Source organism: Ralstonia chuxiongensis (assembly GCF_024158925.1).
GTDB classification, from domain to species: Bacteria; Pseudomonadota; Gammaproteobacteria; order Burkholderiales; family Burkholderiaceae; genus Ralstonia; species Ralstonia chuxiongensis.
Genome location: NZ_JAMYWC010000004.1, coordinates 742230 through 761489, shown reverse-complemented (window position 1 = coordinate 761489; position 19260 = coordinate 742230). Strand labels below are relative to the sequence as shown.

Here is a 19260-nt window from a genome sequence, read left to right as displayed (position 1 = left end):
AACGATCGGCGGCACGTACACCATCGGCAAGGCGAAGCTGTTTGCCGCGTATGAAAACCTGTCTGCGCCGGATGCGGCTGCGGGCGCCCCGACCAAGGCCAATCATTACTGGCTGGGCATCAACTACGAAGTCACACCGGCGCTGACGCTGATCGGCGCGGCCTATCGCGTCAACGTGAACCACGGCGGCGGCAACGCCAACCTGTTCATGGCGGGCGCGAACTACAACCTGTCCAAGCGCACGATGCTGTACGCGAGCGTCGGCACGGTGCAGAACAGCGCTACCGCCAACTTCTCGGTGGAAGCAACCAACAACAACCCGGCGGTGGGTAAGAACCAGCTGGGTGCGTACACCGGTATCGTCCACTCGTTCTAAAAAACCGCTCATGATCCTGTTGCGCGCCCCGAACTCGACTGTGCGACGTTGCCGCTTCCCAACGATGTCTTCATGGGTGGCGGCGCTTTCCAAGTCAACCTCGGGCCGCTCGCCGCGGATCATGAAAGGGTTTTAACCCCGGGCCCGTCCCACGTCACACCACGCAATGCCACGCATGAACATCCTCACCATCGATACCGGTACCACCAACACACGCGTCACGGTCTGGCGCGATGACGTTGCGCTCTGCCAGGCTGCGCGCCAGGTTGGCGTGCGCGACACCGCCATCACCGGCAACCGGACGACGCTGCAGCGCGGCGTGCAGGACACCATTGAAGCTGCGCTGCAGAAGGCTGGTTTCGGTATGAGCCAGGTCGACTTGGTACTGGCGTCCGGCATGATCACCTCCAACGTCGGCCTGCACGAAGTACCGCACCTGGTGGCGCCGGCTGGCCTGCGCGACCTCGCTGCGGGGATGGTGCAGGCGACCATCCCCGAAGTGTGCGCCCAGCCAATCTGGTTTGTGCCGGGCGTACGCAATCCGGTGGACAACCTCGGCCTGCACAACATCGAGTCTATGGACATGATGCGCGGCGAAGAAGTCGAGACCATGGGTTTGGTTTCGCGCCTCGGCATCACAGAGCCGGCGGTGATCGTGCTGCCGGGTTCGCACTCGAAGTTCGTGCATCTCGACGCGGACCAGCGCATCACCGGTTGTGTGACGACGCTGGCCGGCGAGCTGCTGCACGTGATCACGCACAACACCATCCTGGCCGACGCGCTGGACTCCGACTTTGCTACCGAGGTCGATCCGGAAATGCTGCTGTCCGGCGCGCGCAGCGCCAGCAGCATCGGATTGGGGCGCGCCTGCTTCATGGTGCGCACGCTGGGTCAGTTCACGATCTACGAGCGCAATGCACGGGCCAACTTCCTGCTGGGCGCGGTGCTGGGCGCGGATCTGCTCACGCTCAAGAACAGCAGCGCGATCCGCATGAACCCGGGCACACAGTTCGTCATCACGGGCAAGCCGCTGCTGCGCGAAGCGCTGGCCGTGCTGGTGTCGGACGACGATTTCTTCTCAGGCAAGGTCACCGTTACGAGCAGTGAACAGCAGGAACACCTGGCCGGCAGCGGCGCGATCGCCATCGCACGCGAGCGCGGTCTGGTCAAAACCTTGAAGGTGGCGTAAGCCCGGCGCCCACGCCATCCCATCTTTCATCCAACGCACAACAGATGCCGCAAAGACGGCATCGCAAGGAGACAACATGCAACAACAACGACGCGGGACATTCAAGGCCATTGCGGCCGCCACGCTGTTCGCCATGGCCGGCGGCCTTTCGGTGTTTGCCCATGCAGCCGATGACGTGAAGATCGGCTTCCTGGTCAAGCAGCCCGAAGAGCCGTGGTTCCAGGACGAATGGAAGTTCGCAGACCAGGCTGCCAAGGAAAAGGGCTTCAAGCTGGTGAAGATCGGCGTGCCCAGCGGCGGCGAAGTGCTGACTGCCATCGACAACCTGGGCGCGCAGCATGCGCAGGGCTTCGTGATCTGCGTGCCCGACGTGAAGCTCGGACCTGCAGTCGTGGCCAAGGCCAAGCAGAACAACCTCAAGCTGATGACGGTGGATGACCGCTTGGTCGACGGCAGCGGCAAGCCGATCGCGTCGGTGCCGCACATGGGCATCTCGGCCACGAAGATCGGCGAACAAGTGGGCGACGCCATCGCGCAGGAGATGAAAAAGCGCGGCTGGAATCTGTCGGAAGTTGGCGCCATCCGCATTGCGTATGACCAATTGCCGACGGCCAAGGAGCGCACCGACGGTGCAGTCGCCGCGCTCACCAAGGCGGGCTTCCCGGCTGCCAACGTGCTGACCAGCCCACAGGCCAAGACGGATACCGAAGCCGCGTTCAACGCCGCCAACATCACCTTGACCAAGAACCCCAAGTTCAAGCACTGGATTGCCTTCGGCCTGAATGACGAAGCCGTGCTGGGGGCCGTGCGTGCAGCGGAAGGCCACGGCCTGAAGCCGGCAGACATCATCGGTGTGGGCATCGGCGGCAGCCAGTCGGCGCTCAACGAGTTTGCCAAGCCCGAGAAGACCGGTTTCTTCGGCACCGTGTTGATCAGCCCGAAGCGCCATGGCTATGAAACCTCGCTCAACATGTACGAGTGGATCAAGAACAACAAGGCACCGGACCCGCTCATCCTGACCAGCGGCCGCCTGATGACCCGCGACAACGAGAAGCAAGTCCGCCAGGAAATGGGTTTGTGATCTTGCGGATAACGTTGTTGAAGGAGACTTGCCATGTCGGCGTTTCTTGAGTTTCGTGGCATCAGCAAGGTGTTTCCGGGTGTGCGGGCGCTGTCCGATGTGTCGTTCGGCATCGAATGCGGCCGCGTGCACGGCTTGCTGGGCGAGAACGGCGCGGGCAAGTCGACGCTGTTGAAGATCCTGGGCGGCGACTATCAGCCCGATGGTGGGCAGATCGTCGTCGAGGGAAAGCCGACGACGTTCCCGACCACGCGGGCGGCACTGGATGCCGGCATTGCCGTCATCCACCAGGAGCTGCAGACGGTGCCCGAACTGACGGTGATGGACAACCTGCTGCTCGGCCACCTGCCGGCCAGCGGCGGGTTCATCCGCCAGCGCGAGGCGATGGCCTGGACGCGTGAACAGCTCGGCCGCATCGGCGTCGATCTGGACCCGCGCGCCAAGCTGAAACACCTGTCGATCGGGCAGCGCCAGATGGTCGAGATCTGCAAGGCGATCCTGCGCGATGCGCGTGTGATTGCGCTGGACGAGCCGACGAGTTCGCTGTCGATCCGCGAGACCGACATCCTGTTCCGCCTCGTGAAAGACCTGCGCGCGCAGGGCCGTGCGCTGATCTACATCTCGCACCGGCTCGACGAGATTTTCGAGTTGTGCGATGGCTGCACGATCTTCCGCGACGGCCGCAAGGTGGCGGATTTCCCATCGATGGCCAACGTTACGCGCGACGAGCTGGTCGCGCAGATGGTCGGTCGCCAGATCGACGACATCTTCGATTACCGCGCGCGCCCGCTGGGCGACGTGCGCTTGCAGGTGGATGGCCTGACGGGCCCGAAGCTGGCTGAGCCGGCAAGCCTGTCCGTGCGCCGTGGCGAGATCGTCGGCCTGTTCGGGCTGGTGGGCGCGGGGCGGTCGGAACTGGCGCGGTTGATCTACGGAGCCGATCGCAAGACGGCCGGGAGCCTCACACTCGACGGCGCGCCGATCCGCATCCGCGATGTGGCCGATGCCATCCGCCAGGGCATCGTGCTGTGCCCGGAAGACCGCAAGGAAGAGGGCATCATCGGCTGCCGCTCGGTGTCGGAAAACATCAACATCAGTTGCCGGCGCAACCAGCGCCGCTTCGGCCTGTTCGTCAATGACAAGCAGGAGACGAAGACGGCTGACCACTACATCACGCGCCTGCGCATCAAGACGCCAAACCGCGAGCAGCCGATCCGCCTGCTGTCGGGCGGCAACCAGCAGAAGGTCATCCTGGCGCGCTGGCTGGCCGAAGACGACATGCGTGTGCTGATCATCGACGAGCCCACGCGTGGCATCGACGTCGGTGCCAAGAACGAGATCTACCAGGTGCTGTACGAGCTGGCCGAACGTGGCGTGGCCGTGCTGATGATTTCCAGCGAATTGCCGGAAATCCTCGGCGTCGCCGATCGCGTGCTCGTAATGAGCGAAGGTCGCATCGCCGGCGAACTGCCGCGCGAGCAGGCCAATGAGCAGGCCGTGCTCAAGCTCGCCCTGCGCCCTGAATCTGCGCCGCTGCCGTCTGCGCCCATGCCGCCGTTGGCCGCCTGAGAACCCCGGAGTCCAAGATGTCCCAGTCTCAACCCTTGCAACATTCCGATGCGCTCGCCGCATCGGCACGCTCTGCCATGAACAAGACGCGCCTACTCCGCTTGTTGGACGATTTCAGCCTGCCGCTGATCTTCGCCATTCTGTTTGCCGCGCTGTCGTTTTCGGTCGAGTACTTCTTCTCGTGGCAGAACATGGTGGGCCTTGCGCTCTCCGTCTCGCAGATCGGCATGGTCGCCTGCACGATGATGTTCTGTCTGGCGTCGCGTGATTTCGACCTGTCGATCGGCTCCACGGTGGCGTTTGCCGGCGTGCTGTGCGCGATGATCATCAACGCCACCGGCAGCATCGCACTTGGCATCGGCGGGAGCCTGGTGGCGGGCGCGATCATCGGTGGCGTCAACGGTTTCGTGATCGCCAAGCTGAGGATCAACGCGCTCATCACCACGCTGGCCACGATGGAAATCGTGCGCGGCCTCGCCTTCATTGCCTCGCATGGGCAGGCGGTGGGCGTGTCCGACATGGACTTCTTCGACCTGGGCAACACCATCGTCTTTGGCGTGCCGACGCCGGTGTGGGTGGCGGGGCTGTGCTTCGTGGTGTTTGGCGTGCTGCTCAACAAGACAATCTACGGCCGCAATACGCTGGCGATTGGCGGCAACCCGGAAGCGGCGCGGCTGGCGGGCGTGAACGTCAACATGACGCGCATCGTCATCTTCCTGATCCAGGGCGTCGTTGCTGCGCTGGCGGGCGTGATTCTGGCGGCGCGCATTACCAGCGGCCAGCCGAATGCGGCGCAAGGCTTTGAGCTGAACGTGATCTCGGCCTGTGTGCTGGGCGGCGTGTCGCTGCTGGGCGGCCGCGCTACGATCAGCGGGGTGCTGGTCGGCGTGCTGATCATGGGCACCGTGCAGAACGCGATGAACCTGCTGAATATCGACGCGTTTTACCAGTACCTCGTGCGCGGCGCGATTCTGCTGGCAGCGGTGCTGGTCGACCAGTTGAAGAACCGCGGCGGCCGTGAGTGAGGCTGCGCACATGACAACCGCAACCACGCTCTCTGATCTGCGCTGCACGCTGGGCGAAGGCATCGTCTGGGACGACGCCCAGCGCCTGCTCTGGTGGACCGACATCCAGGAATCGCTGCTGTGGCAGCACGATCCGGCGACGGGGCAGGAGCGCCAATGGCCGTTGCCGCAACGCGTGGGCTCTTTTGTGCTGACGGACGAGCCCGGTGTGCTGATCCTGGGCCTTGCCAAGAACATCGCCCGCTTCGACACGCGCACCGGCACGCTTACGCTGCTGGCCGAGGTTGAGCCCGACAACCCGACCACGCGCGTCAACGATGGCCGCGCCGATCGCTCCGGCAACTACGTCTTCGGCACCATGCACGAAGGCGGCCCCGAACCCACCGGCAGTTTTTATCGCTTCACGCCGATGGGCGCGCTGCAGCGTCTGGCGCTGCCCCACATCGCCATCGCCAACAGCATCGCCTTCAGCCCTGACGGCGAGACCATGTATTGGTGCGATACGCACAGCCGTCGCATCCACGCATGCGATTACGACGGGCAGACGGGCGCAGTCGCCAATATTCGCGTCTTCGCCGATCTGCGCGACCAGGATGCCGAGGGTGCCCACAAAGGCTCGCCCGATGGCTCGACCGTCGACGCAGACGGCTGCCTGTGGAATGCAGAGTGGGGCGGCAACCGGCTGACGCGGTACGCACCGGACGGGCGCGTGCTGGCGCGCATGTCCGTGCCGGCATCGCAGCCCACGTGCCCCGCATTTGGCGGCGCGGCACTCGATACGCTGTATCTGACGACGGCGCGCGACGGTTTGTCGGCGCACCGCCTGGCAGAAGACGTGAACGCCGGCGCGACCCTACAGCTGGCCGTACCCAACGTACGAGGATTGCCGGAGGGCCGGTTCGGCCATGCCTACGTTGCGGCTTGAAAACGGCGTGCTACGCGCCGAGGTGCTGCCCGAGGCGGGTGGCGGGTTGCTGCGTTTCGATCTGCTGCGCGATGGCGATGTCACAGCCATCTTTCGGCCGGGCGAAGCAGACGCTGCACTGCGCGATCCGAGAACGCTGGCTTGCTATTCGCTGGTGCCCTGGTCCAACCGTATCGGTGGCGGGCGTTTCGCGTTTCAGGGACAGACCATCGAAGTGCCGCGAACGCGTGACGACGAACCGTATCCGCTGCATGGTCACGGCTGGTTGATGCCGTGGCATGCCGTGTCGCAAACGGATACGTCCGTTGAACTCGCTGCGGTGGTCGAGCAGGGGCGCCCGTTCCGCTATCAGGCGGTGCAGCGCTACACGTTGATGGGGAACACGTTGCGGATCGTGCTGACGGTACGCAACGAAGGTGCGCCGCTGCCATTCGGGCTTGGCGTGCATCCGTTCTTTCCGCGCACGCCCGATGTTCGGTTGCGCGCTGGCGCAACGGCCATGTGGCAATCCGCGCCGGACTATCTGCCGACGGACCTGCGGGGGCTATCTGCGGATGCAGACTTTCGCAAGCTCGGGAAGCTGGAGGCCAGCGCCGCCATCAATCACAGCTTTGAAGGCTGGGATGGCCGTGCGGAGATCGTCTGGCCCAGCCGCCGCATGTCCGTGCAAATCACCGCCGACACGTCGCGCTATGTGCTGTACACACCGGTCGCGTACGACTTCTTCTGCTTTGAGCCGGTTGACCACGCGATCAACGCACACAACCTGCCTGGCTTGCCACAAGACCACGGCCTGACCATTCTCGGCACCGGCCAGAGCCTGCAGCGCAACTATCAATTCACCGTGAATGGTTTTGACGCATGACCGCTTCTCCGATGTCTTTTCCGCCGCGTCTCGCAGGCAAGGTCGCCCTGGTGACGGGCGCCACGCAAGGCATTGGCGGTGCGATTGCCAAGCTGTTCGCGCAGCACGGCGCACGTGTGATCGTCAACACGCTGGTGCGTGACGAGCGCGCCGAGGCCTTCGCCGCCGAAATTGGCAACAGCGTCGGCAACGACGACAACATCCTCCTCGTACAAGCCGACGTGCGCGACCGTGCGCAGATCGATGCGATGGTCGCTGCCGGCGTCGAGCGCTTTGGCGGCATCGACGTGCTGGTCAACAACGCCGGCATCAACGTGTTTGCCGATCCGCTCAAGTTGAGCGAGGACGATTGGGCGCGCTGCCTTTCCGTCGATCTGGAAGGCGCGTGGCACTGCGCGCGTGCCGTGCTGCCGCACATGCTGGCGCGCGGGGCGGGCAGCATCGTCAACATCGCGTCGGTGCATGGGCACAAGATCATTCCCGGCGCGTTTCCGTATCCGGTGGCCAAGCATGGGCTGATCGGGCTCACGCGGGCGCTGGGCATCGAATATGCGGCGCGCGGTATCCGCGTCAATTCGATCTCGCCGGGGCTGATCCTCACGCCAATTGCCGAAGCCGGCTTTGCCGCCGCACCTGACCCCGAAGCCGAACGCCGCCGCCAGGCCGAGCTGCTGCCGTGCAAGCGCATCGGCGAACCCGAAGAGGTGGCCTACACCGCGCTGTTCCTCGCCTCCGACGAGGCGCGCTTCATCAACGCGACCGACATCCTGATCGATGGCGGCCGCTCGCAGCTTTATCACGAATGACCTGGACAACCCACCTTCCGCTGATCGCCATCCTGCGCGGCATCCGCCCCGACGAGGTGCTCGCGCACACGCAGGCGCTCGTCGATGCCGGCTTCGATGCCATCGAAATTCCGCTGAACTCGCCCGACTGGGCGCAGAGCGTGCAGCTTGCCGCACGTGCTTTTGGCGACCGCGCGCTGATCGGCGCGGGCACCGTGCTGCGCCCCGAAGACGTTGACCTGATGGTCGCGGCCGGCGGCAAGCTCGTCGTGACGCCCAATACGAATGCAGACGTGATCCGCGCCGCAGCCGCACGCAAGCTCGTCACCTGCATCGGCTGCATGACCGCCACCGAAGCGTTTGCCGCGCTCGATGCGGGCGCGCAGGCACTGAAGATTTTCCCGGCCGGCGCGCTCGGGCCTGCCTACGTGCGCGCGCTCAAGGCCGTGCTGCCACCGGAGGTGCCGGTGTTTGCCGTTGGCAGCATCACGCCGGAGAACCTCGCCGATTACCTTGCCGCCGGCTGCATCGGCGCAGGCCTCGGCAGCGACCTGTATCGCCCAGGCCAGCCCGTCGAGCGCACCGCCGAACGCGCGCGCGCCTTCGTCACCGCCTATCGCACCGCCCAATCCGACCGCACCTGAACGCACCATCGATTCGATCCATGAAAATCACCCGCCTGACCACGTACCGCCTGCCTCCGCGCTGGATGTTCCTGAAAGTCGAGACCGACGATGGCGTCACCGGCTGGGGCGAGCCCGTCATTGAAGGCCGTGCGCGCACGGTGGAAGCGGCGGTGCACGAGCTGTCCGACTACCTCATCGGCCAAGACCCGAGCCGCATCAACGACCTCTGGCAGACCATGTACCGCGCCGGTTTCTACCGTGGCGGCCCGATCCTGATGAGCGCCATTGCCGGCATTGACCAGGCGTTGTGGGACATCAAGGGCAAGGTGCTGGGCGTGCCGGTATACGAACTGCTCGGCGGTCTCGTGCGCGACAAGATGCGCACCTACAGCTGGGTTGGCGGCGACCGCCCGGCCGACGTGATTGCCGGCATGAAGGCGCTGCAGGCCGGTGGCTTTGATCACTTCAAGCTCAACGGCTGCGAAGAGATGGGCATCATCGACACGTCCCGCGCCGTCGACGCGGCGGTCGCCAAGGTCGCAGAGATTCGCTCGGCATTCGGCAACACCGTCGAATTCGGGCTCGATTTCCACGGCCGCGTTTCTGCGCCGATGGCCAAGGTGCTGATCAAGGAGCTGGAGCCGTATCGCCCGCTCTTTATCGAGGAACCGGTGCTGGCCGAGCAGGCTGAAACCTATGCCCGCCTGGCCGCCCACACCCATCTGCCCATTGCCGCCGGCGAGCGCATGTTCTCGCGCTTCGACTTCAAGCGCGTGCTGGAAGCGGGCGGGGTATCGATTCTGCAGCCGGACCTGTCTCACGCCGGCGGCATTACTGAGTGCGTGAAGATCGCCGCAATGGCCGAGGCTTACGATGTGGCCTTGGCGCCGCATTGCCCGCTGGGCCCCATCGCCCTGGCGGCCTGCCTGCACGTCGATTTCGTGAGCTGGAACGCCACGTTGCAGGAACAGAGCATGGGCATCCATTACAACAAAGGCGCCGAACTGCTCGATTACGTGCGGAACAAGGCCGATTTTGCGTTGGACGGCGGCTATATCCGCCCGCCGCGCCTGCCTGGCTTGGGCGTGGATATTGACGAGGCGCTGGTCATCGAACGCAGCAAGGAAGCTCCCGACTGGCGCAACCCAGTGTGGCGCCACGCCGACGGTTCTGTGGCGGAGTGGTAAGCCGGGCGGGGGAGGGGACGTCGTAGCACGTTTTACTGACCGCGATCACCCCAGCCGGGTCATCCCCGTCTGGTAAAATCGCGGTTTTCCCGCCTATCTCCTGCCGCAGGTTCGCATGACCGCCCCCGCCCTCCACTCGAATACCACCCAGCCTACCCAGTTGATGGCCAGCGCCATTCGCGTGCTTGCCATGGACGCCGTCCAGCAAGCCAATTCGGGCCACCCCGGCGCGCCGATGGGCATGGCGGATATCGCCGTGGCACTGTGGAGCCGCCACCTGCGCCACAACCCGCTGAACCCGCGCTGGCCTGATCGCGACCGCTTCGTGCTGTCCAACGGCCACGGCTCGATGCTGATCTACGCGCTGCTGCACCTGACCGGCTACGACCTGCCGATGTCGGAGCTGAAGAACTTCCGCCAGCTGCACAGCAAGACCGCCGGCCACCCGGAATACGGCATCACCCCGGGCGTGGAAACGACCACCGGCCCGCTCGGCCAAGGCATCACCAACGCCGTCGGCATGGCGCTGGCCGAGCGCCTGCTGGGCCAGGAGTTCAACCGCCCGGGTTTCGACATCGTCAACCACCACACCTATGTCTTCCTGGGCGACGGCTGCCTGATGGAAGGCATCAGCCACGAGGCTTGCTCGCTGGCCGGCACGCTCAAGCTGAACAAGCTGATCGCGCTGTGGGATGACAACGGCATCTCGATCGACGGCGACGTTGTCCACTGGTTCAACGACGACACCCCGAAGCGCTTCGAAGCGTACGGCTGGAACGTGATCCGCGCCGTGGATGGCCACAGCGTTGACGCCGTTGACGCCGCCATTGCCGAAGCCAAGAAGTCGGACAAGCCGACCCTGATCTGCTGCCGCACGCTCATCGGCAAGGGCGCGCCCAACAAGGAAGGCGGTCACGATGTGCACGGCGCCCCGCTGGGCGGCGTTGAAATCGCTGCCGCGCGCGAAGCGCTGGCCTGGCCGCACGCCCCGTTTGAGGTGCCGCAAGCCGTGTACGACGCGTGGGATGCCAAGGGTCAGGGCCATGCATTGGAAAAGGCCTGGAACGCGCTGTTCGATGCGTATTCCGAGCGCCACCCGGCCGAAGCCGAGCAGTTCGAGCGCCGCATGCGTGGCGAACTGCCGGAAGCCTTCGACAAGGCGGTCGCCGAGTTCATCGAGAAGTGCGAACTCAAGGCTGAAACCATCGCCACCCGCAAGGCCAGCCAGAACACGCTCGAAGCCTATGGCCCGGTGCTGGGCGAGCTGCTTGGCGGTTCGGCCGACCTGACAGGCTCGAACCTGACCAACTGGAGCGGCAGCAAGGCCGTGCGTGTGGATGCCTGGGGCAACCACATCAATTACGGTGTGCGCGAGTTCGGCATGAGCGCCATCATGAACGGCATCGCGCTGCACGGCGGCTACATTCCGTACGGCGGTACGTTCCTGACGTTCTCCGACTACAGCCGCAACGCGCTGCGCATGGCAGCGCTGATGAAAATCCGCTCGATCTTCGTGTTCACCCACGATTCCATCGGCCTGGGCGAAGACGGCCCGACGCACCAATCCATCGAGCACGTTGCCAGCCTGCGCCTCATCCCGAACATGGATGTCTGGCGCACCGCCGACACCACCGAAACCGCCGTCGCCTGGGCCGCTGCCATCCAGCGCCAGAACGGCCCAAGCTGCCTGATCTTCAGCCGCCAGAACCTGCCGTTCCAGGCGCGCAACCCGGCCACGCGCGAAGCCATCGCTCGCGGCGGCTACGTGCTGCGCGATGCCGCCAACGGTAAGCCGGACGTGGTGATCATCGCCACCGGCTCGGAAGTTGGCCTGGCGGTGGGTGCAGCGGATCAGCTTGCCGCCGAGGGTATCCATGCGCGCGTGGTGTCGGTGCCTGCCACGACCGTGTTCGACAAGCAGGATTCCGCCTACAAGGCGAGCGTGCTGCCGGCCGGCGTGCCGCGCATCGCCGTGGAAGCGGGCGTGACCGATTTCTGGTGGAAGTACCAAGTACAAGCCGTGGTCGGTATCGACACGTTCGGTGAATCGGCCCCGGCGGGCGTGCTGTTCAAGCACTTCGGCTTCACGGTCGAGAACGTGGTGAACACCGCCAAGAGCGTCATTGCTTAACTGAATTTGCGTACGCGGCACCCACGAGGTGCCGCGCTGGTTTTTATCGCACCGTCGATTTCTTTTCTGCTATCAGGAGACTGACCATGACCATCAAGATCGGCATCAATGGCTTCGGCCGCATCGGACGCATGGTGTTCCGCGCCGCCGCCGCCAACTTCAAGGACATCGAAGTCGTTGCCATCAACGACCTGCTCGAGCCCGACTACCTGGCGTACATGCTCAAGTACGACTCGGTGCACGGCCGCTTCGACGGTGAAGTGTCTGTCGACGGCAACACCCTCGTCGTCAACGGCAAGAAGATCCGCCTGACCGCCGTGAAGGATCCGTCTGAGCTGAAGTGGGGCGAAGTCGGCGCCGACGTGGTGATCGAATCGACCGGCATCTTCCTGACCAAGGAAGGCGCGCAGAAGCACATCGACGCGGGCGCCAAGAAGGTGATCATGTCGGCCCCGTCCAAGGACGACACCCCGATGTTCGTGTACGGCGTTAACCACGAAACGTACAAGGGCGAGGCGATCATCTCCAACGCTTCGTGCACGACCAACTGCCTGGCACCGGTTGCCAAGGTGCTGAACGACAAGTGGGGCATCAAGCGCGGCCTGATGACGACCGTGCACGCTGCCACCGCCACGCAGAAGACCGTTGACGGCCCGTCCAACAAGGACTGGCGCGGCGGCCGCGGCATCCTGGAAAACATCATCCCGTCGTCCACCGGCGCCGCCAAGGCCGTGGGCGTGGTGATCCCGCAACTGAACAAGAAGCTGACCGGCATGTCGTTCCGTGTGCCGACCTCGGACGTGTCGGTCGTTGACCTGACCGTCGAGCTGGAAAGCGCTGCCACGTACGCTGAAATCTGCGCCGAAATGAAGGCACAAAGCGAAGGCGCGCTGAAGGGCGTGCTGGGCTACACCGAAGACAAGGTCGTCGCTACGGATTTCCGCGGCGATGCACGCACCTCGATCTTCGACGCCGAAGCCGGCATCGCACTCGATGGCACCTTCATCAAGGTCGTGAGCTGGTACGACAACGAGTGGGGCTACTCGAACAAGTGCCTGGAAATGGCGCGCGTGGTAGGCAAGTAATCCCGATCAACGGGACAGACGAACGCGCCTTCGGGCGCGTTTTTCATAGGCGAGCAAAGCGGAGCAGCCGTCACAGCCACGCGTCACTCGGCACACGCTCGATCCCGGTTTGTTAAGAACTGAAAAGAAACGTTTGCGGATGGGCAAGTTTCGAATTCGCGCCACAGGAATTCGCTTTGAAAATCGGGTTGCAGTCCGTACACTGAACAATTACTACATTGTGATGTGGCGGGCTTTTGTGCCGCATCCGACCCATTGCCTCGGCAATGGTTGCCTTTCCAGTTTTCCAACGTGTTCGAGCCAAGGCGTCCCATGGTCAACGTCGATACCAAGCTGCTGGTGATTTTTGTTGAGCTGCTCAGCAAGCGCAACGCCACCTACGTGGCTGAAAAGATGCACATGACCGCACCGGCTGTCTCGCATTCGCTGGGCCGTCTACGCGAAATTTTCGACGATCCCCTCTTCATCCGTGTTCCGCATGGCCTGACACCCACGCCCAAGGCGCTGGAGCTGGGTCCCAAGGTGCGTGAGATGCTCGACTTGTGGGCCGCCATCAACGAAGGCGACATCGCCACGTTTGACCCGGCCGAGGCGACCGGCACGTTCAACGTCAGCTTTGCAGGCACGCTGGGCGATGCGCTGTTCGATCGCTTCCTGTTGCGCATCAAGCGACTGGCGCCGGCATTGCAGGTGCGCCTGACCGAGTCATCCTCGTGGGAAGCCGACGTGGCCGCCATGCGCGCCAACGAGCTGGATCTGGCGTTCTCACCGTTCCCCACGCGCCATCCCGAGATCATGGAAGAGGTCGTGACCTCGTTCAACATGTGGGTCTGCGCACGCAAGGACCACCCGATCCTCGGGGAACGTTGCACGCTCGAGCAATATCTCGATTGCGAGCATATCTTCATCGCGCAAGGCAGCCCAGGCAGTCGCGTCGCGCCGTCGCTCATTCCGCTGGACTACGCCTTGCAGCAGCGCGGCCTCAAGCGCAACTCGACCATGACCGTGCATAGCTGGCGCACACAGGGCGAAGTGGCTGCCCAGACCGACATGATCTTCACGGTCAACTCGCTGATGAAGGATATGGTCTGCAAGACGTACGACCTGAACGCGTTTCCGTTGCCGGCTGAGCTTGAAACCGTGCTGGGCCTGAACATGCTGTGGCACCGCAGCCGCAACACGCATCCAATGTTGGTGTGGGCGCGTCAGCTCTTCAAGCAGGTTGTGGCCGAATACACCGGGCAGGCGTCGGGCGCTCCGGCCCATCCGCCCGTGCAGGCCAATGAGCACGGCAAGGCCGAGAAAGGCGGCCAGGGCGACGCAGAAAAGGAGGGCGAGACGCGGTTGTCCGTCTGACATCCGCCATCTCGCCGCTCCAATGAAAAACGGCCGCAGACGATGCGGCCGTTTTCTTTTGGATAACGCTTCAGCGCTTTGGCCGGTGCGGGCAGGCCTCCTTCGAGCAATTGCCGTAGAGCGACAGCGCGTGCTCCTGCAGCGCAAAGCCGCGCGCACGGGCAATGCTCTGCTGGCGCTGCTCGATCTCGGCATCGAAAAATTCTTCCACGCGGCCGCAATCGAGGCACACCAGGTGATCGTGGTGTTTGCCTTCGTTGAGTTCGTAGATCGCCTTGCCGGATTCGAAGTTGTTGCGTGACAGCAGCCCCGCCTGTTCGAACTGCGTCAGCACGCGATAGACCGTGGCCAAGCCAATGTCCATGTGCTCGGCGAGCAGGATGCGGTACACGTCTTCGGCGCTCATGTGGCGCTCTTCGCTGGTCTGAAAGATCTCGAGGATCTTCAACCGCGGCACCGTGGCTTTCAGACCGATGTTCTTGAGGTCTGCAGGACTCGGCATGCGCCAGGCTCCCTAGAGTACAATGTTCGGATTCCAATCATAAGGGTTTTGGCGGCAAAAGTCCTATTGACGGGCCTGCACGATGTGCCTGGCCCTCGCCGATTCCTCCCGTACCGGCATGTCCGGAACCGTTTGAAGGCCGATCGCTCATGACCTTTTCCTTTGCGCGCAGTCCTGTCCGTTTTGCCCACGTCGCCCGTCGCGGCGGTCTGTTGGTGGGTGCCATGCTCGCTGCGTCGGCGTTGCTGGCCGGATGCGGCACCTATGACAGCACCACGCGCAAGATCGCCAATGCCATCACGCCGTATCGCATCGATATCGTGCAAGGCAATTTCGTTTCGCGCGAACAAGCGGCGCAACTCAAGGAAGGCATGACGCGCGACCAAGTGCGCTTCGTACTCGGCACGCCACTGTTGACGGATATGTTCCATGCCAACCGCTGGGACTACATCTTCTCATTCAAGCGTGGCAACACGGCCGTTGTGCAGGAACGCAAGCTGACCGTGTGGTTTGACGGCGATCGCCTGGCCAAGTGGGTGGGCGCCGATGAACTGCCGTCCGAATCGGAGCTGATCTCCGAGATCGATGGCATCAAGCGCCCGAAGAAGGATGCCGCGCAAGCCGCTGCTGCTGCGGGTGCCGCACCGGCAGCGCGCGCGCCGTCGATTCCGTCGGCTGAAGCAGCTGACCGTGTGCAGTCGACCACCGGCTCCAAAAACAGTGTTGACGTGACGTTGCCGGAGCGCCGCACTGGTGGTGGCGGTACCGACACCAGCGTTCCGCCGCCGGCCACCACGTCGCCCTGAACGCCCAGAGGCGCGCGTAGCCGGAGCATCGGCACACCATCTTCGAGCGAGCGGCGGACGGGTTCCGCCGCTTGTGCGTTTTACAGACCGCTTTCTCTTTTGCAGCTTTTCGCTTCCACCGACATGAAAATTGCGATTGCAGGCGCCTCGGGCCGCATGGGCCAGATGCTGATCGACACTGTACTGCGCACGCCGGGCGTGATGCTGGGCGCCGCGCTGGACCGCACCGGCAGCGACGCCGTGGGACAGGATGCCGGCGTCAAGCTCGGCAAGACCACCGGCGTGATTGTGACCGACGACGTGCGCGCGGGGCTCTCGCAGGCCGACGTGCTGATCGATTTCACGCGTCCTGACGCAACGCTCAATCACCTGAATGTGGCGCGTGAGCTGGGAACTGCCGTGGTGATCGGCACGACCGGTTTCACGGCCGAGCAGAAGGCCAGCTTCAAGACCTACGGTGAGTCGATCGGCGTGGTCTGGGCGCCAAACATGAGCGTGGGCGTGAATGCGACCTTCAAACTGATCGAAGTCGCCGCCAAGATCCTGGCGCAGGGCTATGACGTCGAGATCATCGAGGCGCATCACAAGCACAAGATCGACGCGCCGTCGGGCACCGCGCTCAAGATGGGCGAGATCGTGGCCGAGGCACAGGGCACCAAGCTGGCCGATCGTGCGGTGTATGCCCGCGAAGGCGAGACCGGGCCGCGGGAGCTGGGCACCATCGGCTTTGCCACCGTGCGCGGCGGCGACATTGTGGGTGACCACACCGTGCTGTTTGCCGGCGATGGCGAGCGCATCGAGATCACGCATCGCTCCAACACGCGCCAGTCGTATGCCGAAGGCGCCGTGCGCGCTGCGGTGTACGTGGCCGGCAAGAAAGGCTTGTACGACATGAACGACGTGCTCGGCCTGTAAATCAGGCGGGCAGGAAAGGGCGCCGGCAGGCCTGTCCGGCGCCCTTTTTCTCCGCTCGCGATCGCCCTGATGGGGCGGGTGGCGACGGTATAATCGGGCCTTTTCCGTTATTCAATCCGGCTGCGCGCGTAGGTGGCGCGGCTGCAATCGCCCGGGGCACCTCGGACGACCCATCACCATGCAAGACAAATACTCCCCGTCTGAAGTCGAACAGCAAGCGCAGCAACACTGGCAGGCCCTGGACGCCTACCGGGTGACCGAACACGCGCGCGCTGCTGACGGCTCGGACAAGCCCAAGTTCTACGCCTGCTCGATGCTGCCGTATCCGTCGGGCAAGCTGCACATGGGCCACGTGCGCAACTACACGATCAACGACGTGATGACGCGTCAGCTGCGCATGAAGGGGTACAACGTGCTGATGCCGATGGGCTGGGACGCCTTCGGCATGCCGGCGGAAAACGCGGCGCTCAACAACGGCGTGGCACCGGCTGCATGGACGTACGACAACATCGCTTACATGAAGAAGCAGATGCAGTCGATGGGTCTGGCGATCGACTGGTCGCGGGAAGTGGCGACCTGCAGCCCCGACTACTACCGCTGGAACCAATGGCTGTTCCTGAAGATGCTCGAAAAGGGCATCGCCTACCGCAAGACCGGCACCGTCAATTGGGACCCGGTCGACCAGACCGTGCTCGCCAACGAGCAGGTGATCGACGGGCGCGGCTGGCGCTCGGGCGCGGTGGTGGAAAAGCGCGAGATCCCGATGTACTACCTGGGCATCACGAAGTATGCGCAGGAGCTCCTCTCCGACCTCGACCCCTTGGGCTGGCCGGAGCGCGTCAAGCTCATGCAGCAGAACTGGATCGGCAAGAGTGAGGGTGTGCGTTTTGCGTTCCCGCACAACATTTCCGGGGATGACGGCAAGCTGATCAACGACGGCAAGCTGTATGTCTTCACCACGCGCGCCGACACCGTCATGGGCGTGACCTTCTGCGCCGTGGCCGCCGAGCACCCGATCGCTACGCACGCCGCGCAGACCAACCCGGCACTCGCCGCGTTCATCGAAGAGTGCAAGCACGGCAGCGTCATGGAAGCCGACATGGCAACCATGGAAAAGAAGGGCATGCCGACGGGCCTGACCGTCACACACCCGCTCACGGGTGAATCCGTGCCGGTGTGGGTCGGCAACTACGTGCTGATGACCTACGGCGACGGCGCCGTGATGGGTGTGCCCGCACACGACGAGCGCGATTTTGCCTTCGCCAACAAGTACAGCCTGCCCATCAAGCAGGTCATCGACGTGAAGGGTCAGCCGTACGACACGACCACCTGGGCCGAGTGGTATGGCGACAAGGAACACGGCGTGCTGTTCCACAGCGGCAAGTACGATGGCCTGAACTATCAGCAGGCCGTCGACGCCGTATCCGCTGACCTGGCCACCAAGGGCCTTGGCGAGAAGAAGACCACCTGGCGCCTGCGCGACTGGGGCATCTCGCGCCAGCGCTACTGGGGCACGCCGATCCCGCTGATCCATTGCGAGAGCTGCGGCGTCGTGCCGGTGCCCGAGCAGGATCTGCCGGTGCGCCTGCCCGAAGACCTCGTTCCGGATGGCACAGGCAACCCGCTCGCCAAGGACCCCCGCTTCCTGGAGTGCACGTGCCCGTCGTGCGGCAAGCCCGCGCGCCGCGAGACCGACACGATGGATACGTTCATCGACTCGTGCTGGTACTACATGCGCTATACGTGCCCGGACGGCGCCAGCATGGTCGACGCCCGCAACGATTACTGGATGCCGATGGATCAGTACATCGGCGGCATCGAGCACGCGATTTTGCACCTGCTGTACGCGCGCTTCTGGACCAAGGTCATGCGTGACCTGGGCCTGGTCAAGTTCGACGAGCCGTTCACCAACCTGCTCACGCAGGGCATGGTGCTCAACGAGACTTACTACCGCGAAGATGCATCGGGCAAGAAGCAGTGGATCAACCCGGCCGATGTTGACGTGCAGACCGACGAACGCGGCCGCCCGGTGGGTGCCACGCTCAAAGCCGATGGCCAGCCGGTGGTGATTGGCGGCGTGGAGAAGATGTCGAAGTCGAAGAACAACGGCATTGACCCGCAAGCGCTGATCGACCAATACGGTGCCGACACGGCGCGCTTGTTCACGATGTTCGCAGCGCCGCCCGAGCAACAGCTCGAGTGGAACGATGCTGGTGTGGAAGGCGCCTCGCGCTTCCTGCGCCGTCTGTGGAACTTTGGCGTGGCGCATGCTGACGCAATTCGCGCTGGTCACGGTAATGGCGTCGTGGCCGGTGCAACGGATGCCGATCGCGCGCTGCGCCGCGAGCTGTACACCGTGCTCAAGCAAGCGAACTACGACTACGAGCGTCTGCAGTACAACACCGTCGTCTCGGCGACGATGAAGATGCTCAACGCGTTGGAAGGCGCCAAGGACGCGGGCGCCGATGCGCGCCGCGAAGGCTTGGGGCTGTTGCTGCGCGTGCTGTATCCGGTGGTGCCGCACATCACGCACGTGCTGTGGAAGGAACTGGGCTACGCCGGCGCGTATGGCGACTTGCTCGACGCCCCGTGGCCGCAGGTCGACGAAGGTGCGCTGGTGCAGAGTGAGATCGAACTCGTGCTGCAGGTCAACGGCAAGGTGCGCGGCAGCATCGTCGTGCCGGCCGATGCCGACCGCGCCGCCATCGAAGCGATTGCCGCCAAGGATGAGGCGGTCCAGAAGTTTGCTGAAGGCAAGCCGCCCAAGAAGATCATCGTGGTGCCGGGCCGTCTGGTGAACGTGGTGGCCTGATCGGCCATCCCACTCAAGGAACGCA

At 64.0% G+C, this 19260-nt stretch carries 17 protein-coding genes; 16 read left to right on the top strand and 1 reads right to left on the bottom strand.

Annotated features, from left to right (window positions below; translation table 11 throughout):
- The 13 genes from NKG59_RS17110 to NKG59_RS17050 form a co-directional block, all read left to right on the top strand.
- Positions 1-376 (top strand): porin (locus NKG59_RS17110; protein WP_253539074.1); only part of this gene is annotated, 376 nt, incomplete at its 5' end.
- A 175-nt stretch (positions 377-551) separates the two neighbouring features.
- Entirely contained in the window at positions 552-1565 is a 1014-nt protein-coding gene (locus tag NKG59_RS17105) for a 2-dehydro-3-deoxygalactonokinase (protein WP_045202572.1), read from the top strand.
- Positions 1566-1641: 76 nt separating this feature from the next.
- The gene (locus tag NKG59_RS17100) at positions 1642-2646 is read left to right on the top strand and encodes an arabinose ABC transporter substrate-binding protein (protein WP_414708531.1); all 1005 of its coding nucleotides are present in this window, start codon (positions 1642-1644) and stop codon (positions 2644-2646) included.
- Positions 2647-2679: 33 nt separating this feature from the next.
- Entirely contained in the window at positions 2680-4215 is a 1536-nt protein-coding gene (gene araG, locus NKG59_RS17095; protein ID WP_253539061.1) for an L-arabinose ABC transporter ATP-binding protein AraG, read from the top strand.
- 77 nt (positions 4216-4292) lie between these two features.
- Complete coding sequence (gene araH / locus NKG59_RS17090; RefSeq protein WP_413412772.1) at positions 4293-5240, top strand: L-arabinose ABC transporter permease AraH; 948 nt, start codon at positions 4293-4295, stop codon at positions 5238-5240.
- 10 nt (positions 5241-5250) lie between these two features.
- A complete protein-coding gene (locus NKG59_RS17085; protein ID WP_253539058.1) occupies positions 5251-6165 on the top strand; it encodes an SMP-30/gluconolactonase/LRE family protein in 915 nt (304 codons plus the stop codon).
- On the top strand, positions 6146-7030 hold the full coding sequence (locus tag NKG59_RS17080) for an aldose 1-epimerase (protein ID WP_253539055.1): 885 nt from the start codon (positions 6146-6148) through the stop codon (positions 7028-7030). The genes NKG59_RS17085 and NKG59_RS17080 overlap by 20 nt, the downstream gene beginning before the upstream one ends.
- A complete protein-coding gene (locus NKG59_RS17075; RefSeq protein ID WP_253539052.1) occupies positions 7027-7836 on the top strand; it encodes an SDR family oxidoreductase in 810 nt (269 codons plus the stop codon). The genes NKG59_RS17080 and NKG59_RS17075 overlap by 4 nt, the downstream gene beginning before the upstream one ends.
- On the top strand, positions 7833-8459 hold the full coding sequence (locus NKG59_RS17070) for a 2-dehydro-3-deoxy-6-phosphogalactonate aldolase (RefSeq protein WP_253539049.1): 627 nt from the start codon (positions 7833-7835) through the stop codon (positions 8457-8459). The genes NKG59_RS17075 and NKG59_RS17070 overlap by 4 nt, the downstream gene beginning before the upstream one ends.
- Positions 8460-8479: 20 nt before the next feature.
- Positions 8480-9628: a galactonate dehydratase gene (gene dgoD / locus NKG59_RS17065; RefSeq protein ID WP_253539046.1), complete on the top strand. Its 1149-nt coding sequence runs from the start codon at positions 8480-8482 to the stop codon at positions 9626-9628.
- Between the two features lie 115 nt (positions 9629-9743).
- Positions 9744-11759: a transketolase gene (gene tkt, locus NKG59_RS17060; RefSeq protein ID WP_045202580.1), complete on the top strand. Its 2016-nt coding sequence runs from the start codon at positions 9744-9746 to the stop codon at positions 11757-11759.
- An 86-nt stretch (positions 11760-11845) separates the two neighbouring features.
- On the top strand, positions 11846-12844 hold the full coding sequence (gap, locus tag NKG59_RS17055; protein WP_009241512.1) for a type I glyceraldehyde-3-phosphate dehydrogenase: 999 nt from the start codon (positions 11846-11848) through the stop codon (positions 12842-12844).
- Between the two features lie 312 nt (positions 12845-13156).
- On the top strand, positions 13157-14200 hold the full coding sequence (locus NKG59_RS17050; protein WP_045202582.1) for a LysR family transcriptional regulator: 1044 nt from the start codon (positions 13157-13159) through the stop codon (positions 14198-14200).
- A gap of 70 nt (positions 14201-14270) precedes the next feature.
- Here the strand turns inward: NKG59_RS17050 and fur are convergent, their stop codons facing one another.
- Complete coding sequence (fur, locus tag NKG59_RS17045) at positions 14271-14702, bottom strand: ferric iron uptake transcriptional regulator (protein ID WP_045202583.1); 432 nt, start codon at positions 14700-14702, stop codon at positions 14271-14273.
- A gap of 149 nt (positions 14703-14851) precedes the next feature.
- On the opposite strand from fur, the gene NKG59_RS17040 reads away from it, so the two are divergent.
- The 3 genes from NKG59_RS17040 (at position 14852) to leuS (ending at position 19235) form a co-directional block, all read left to right on the top strand.
- On the top strand, positions 14852-15508 hold the full coding sequence (locus NKG59_RS17040; RefSeq protein WP_045202584.1) for an outer membrane protein assembly factor BamE: 657 nt from the start codon (positions 14852-14854) through the stop codon (positions 15506-15508).
- 123 nt (positions 15509-15631) lie between these two features.
- Positions 15632-16423 (top strand): 4-hydroxy-tetrahydrodipicolinate reductase, encoded by a 792-nt coding sequence (gene dapB / locus NKG59_RS17035; RefSeq protein WP_253539035.1) that lies wholly within the window; start codon positions 15632-15634, stop codon positions 16421-16423.
- Between the two features lie 178 nt (positions 16424-16601).
- The gene (gene leuS / locus NKG59_RS17030) at positions 16602-19235 is read left to right on the top strand and encodes a leucine--tRNA ligase (protein WP_253539033.1); all 2634 of its coding nucleotides are present in this window, start codon (positions 16602-16604) and stop codon (positions 19233-19235) included.
- Positions 19236-19260 lie beyond the last annotated feature (25 nt).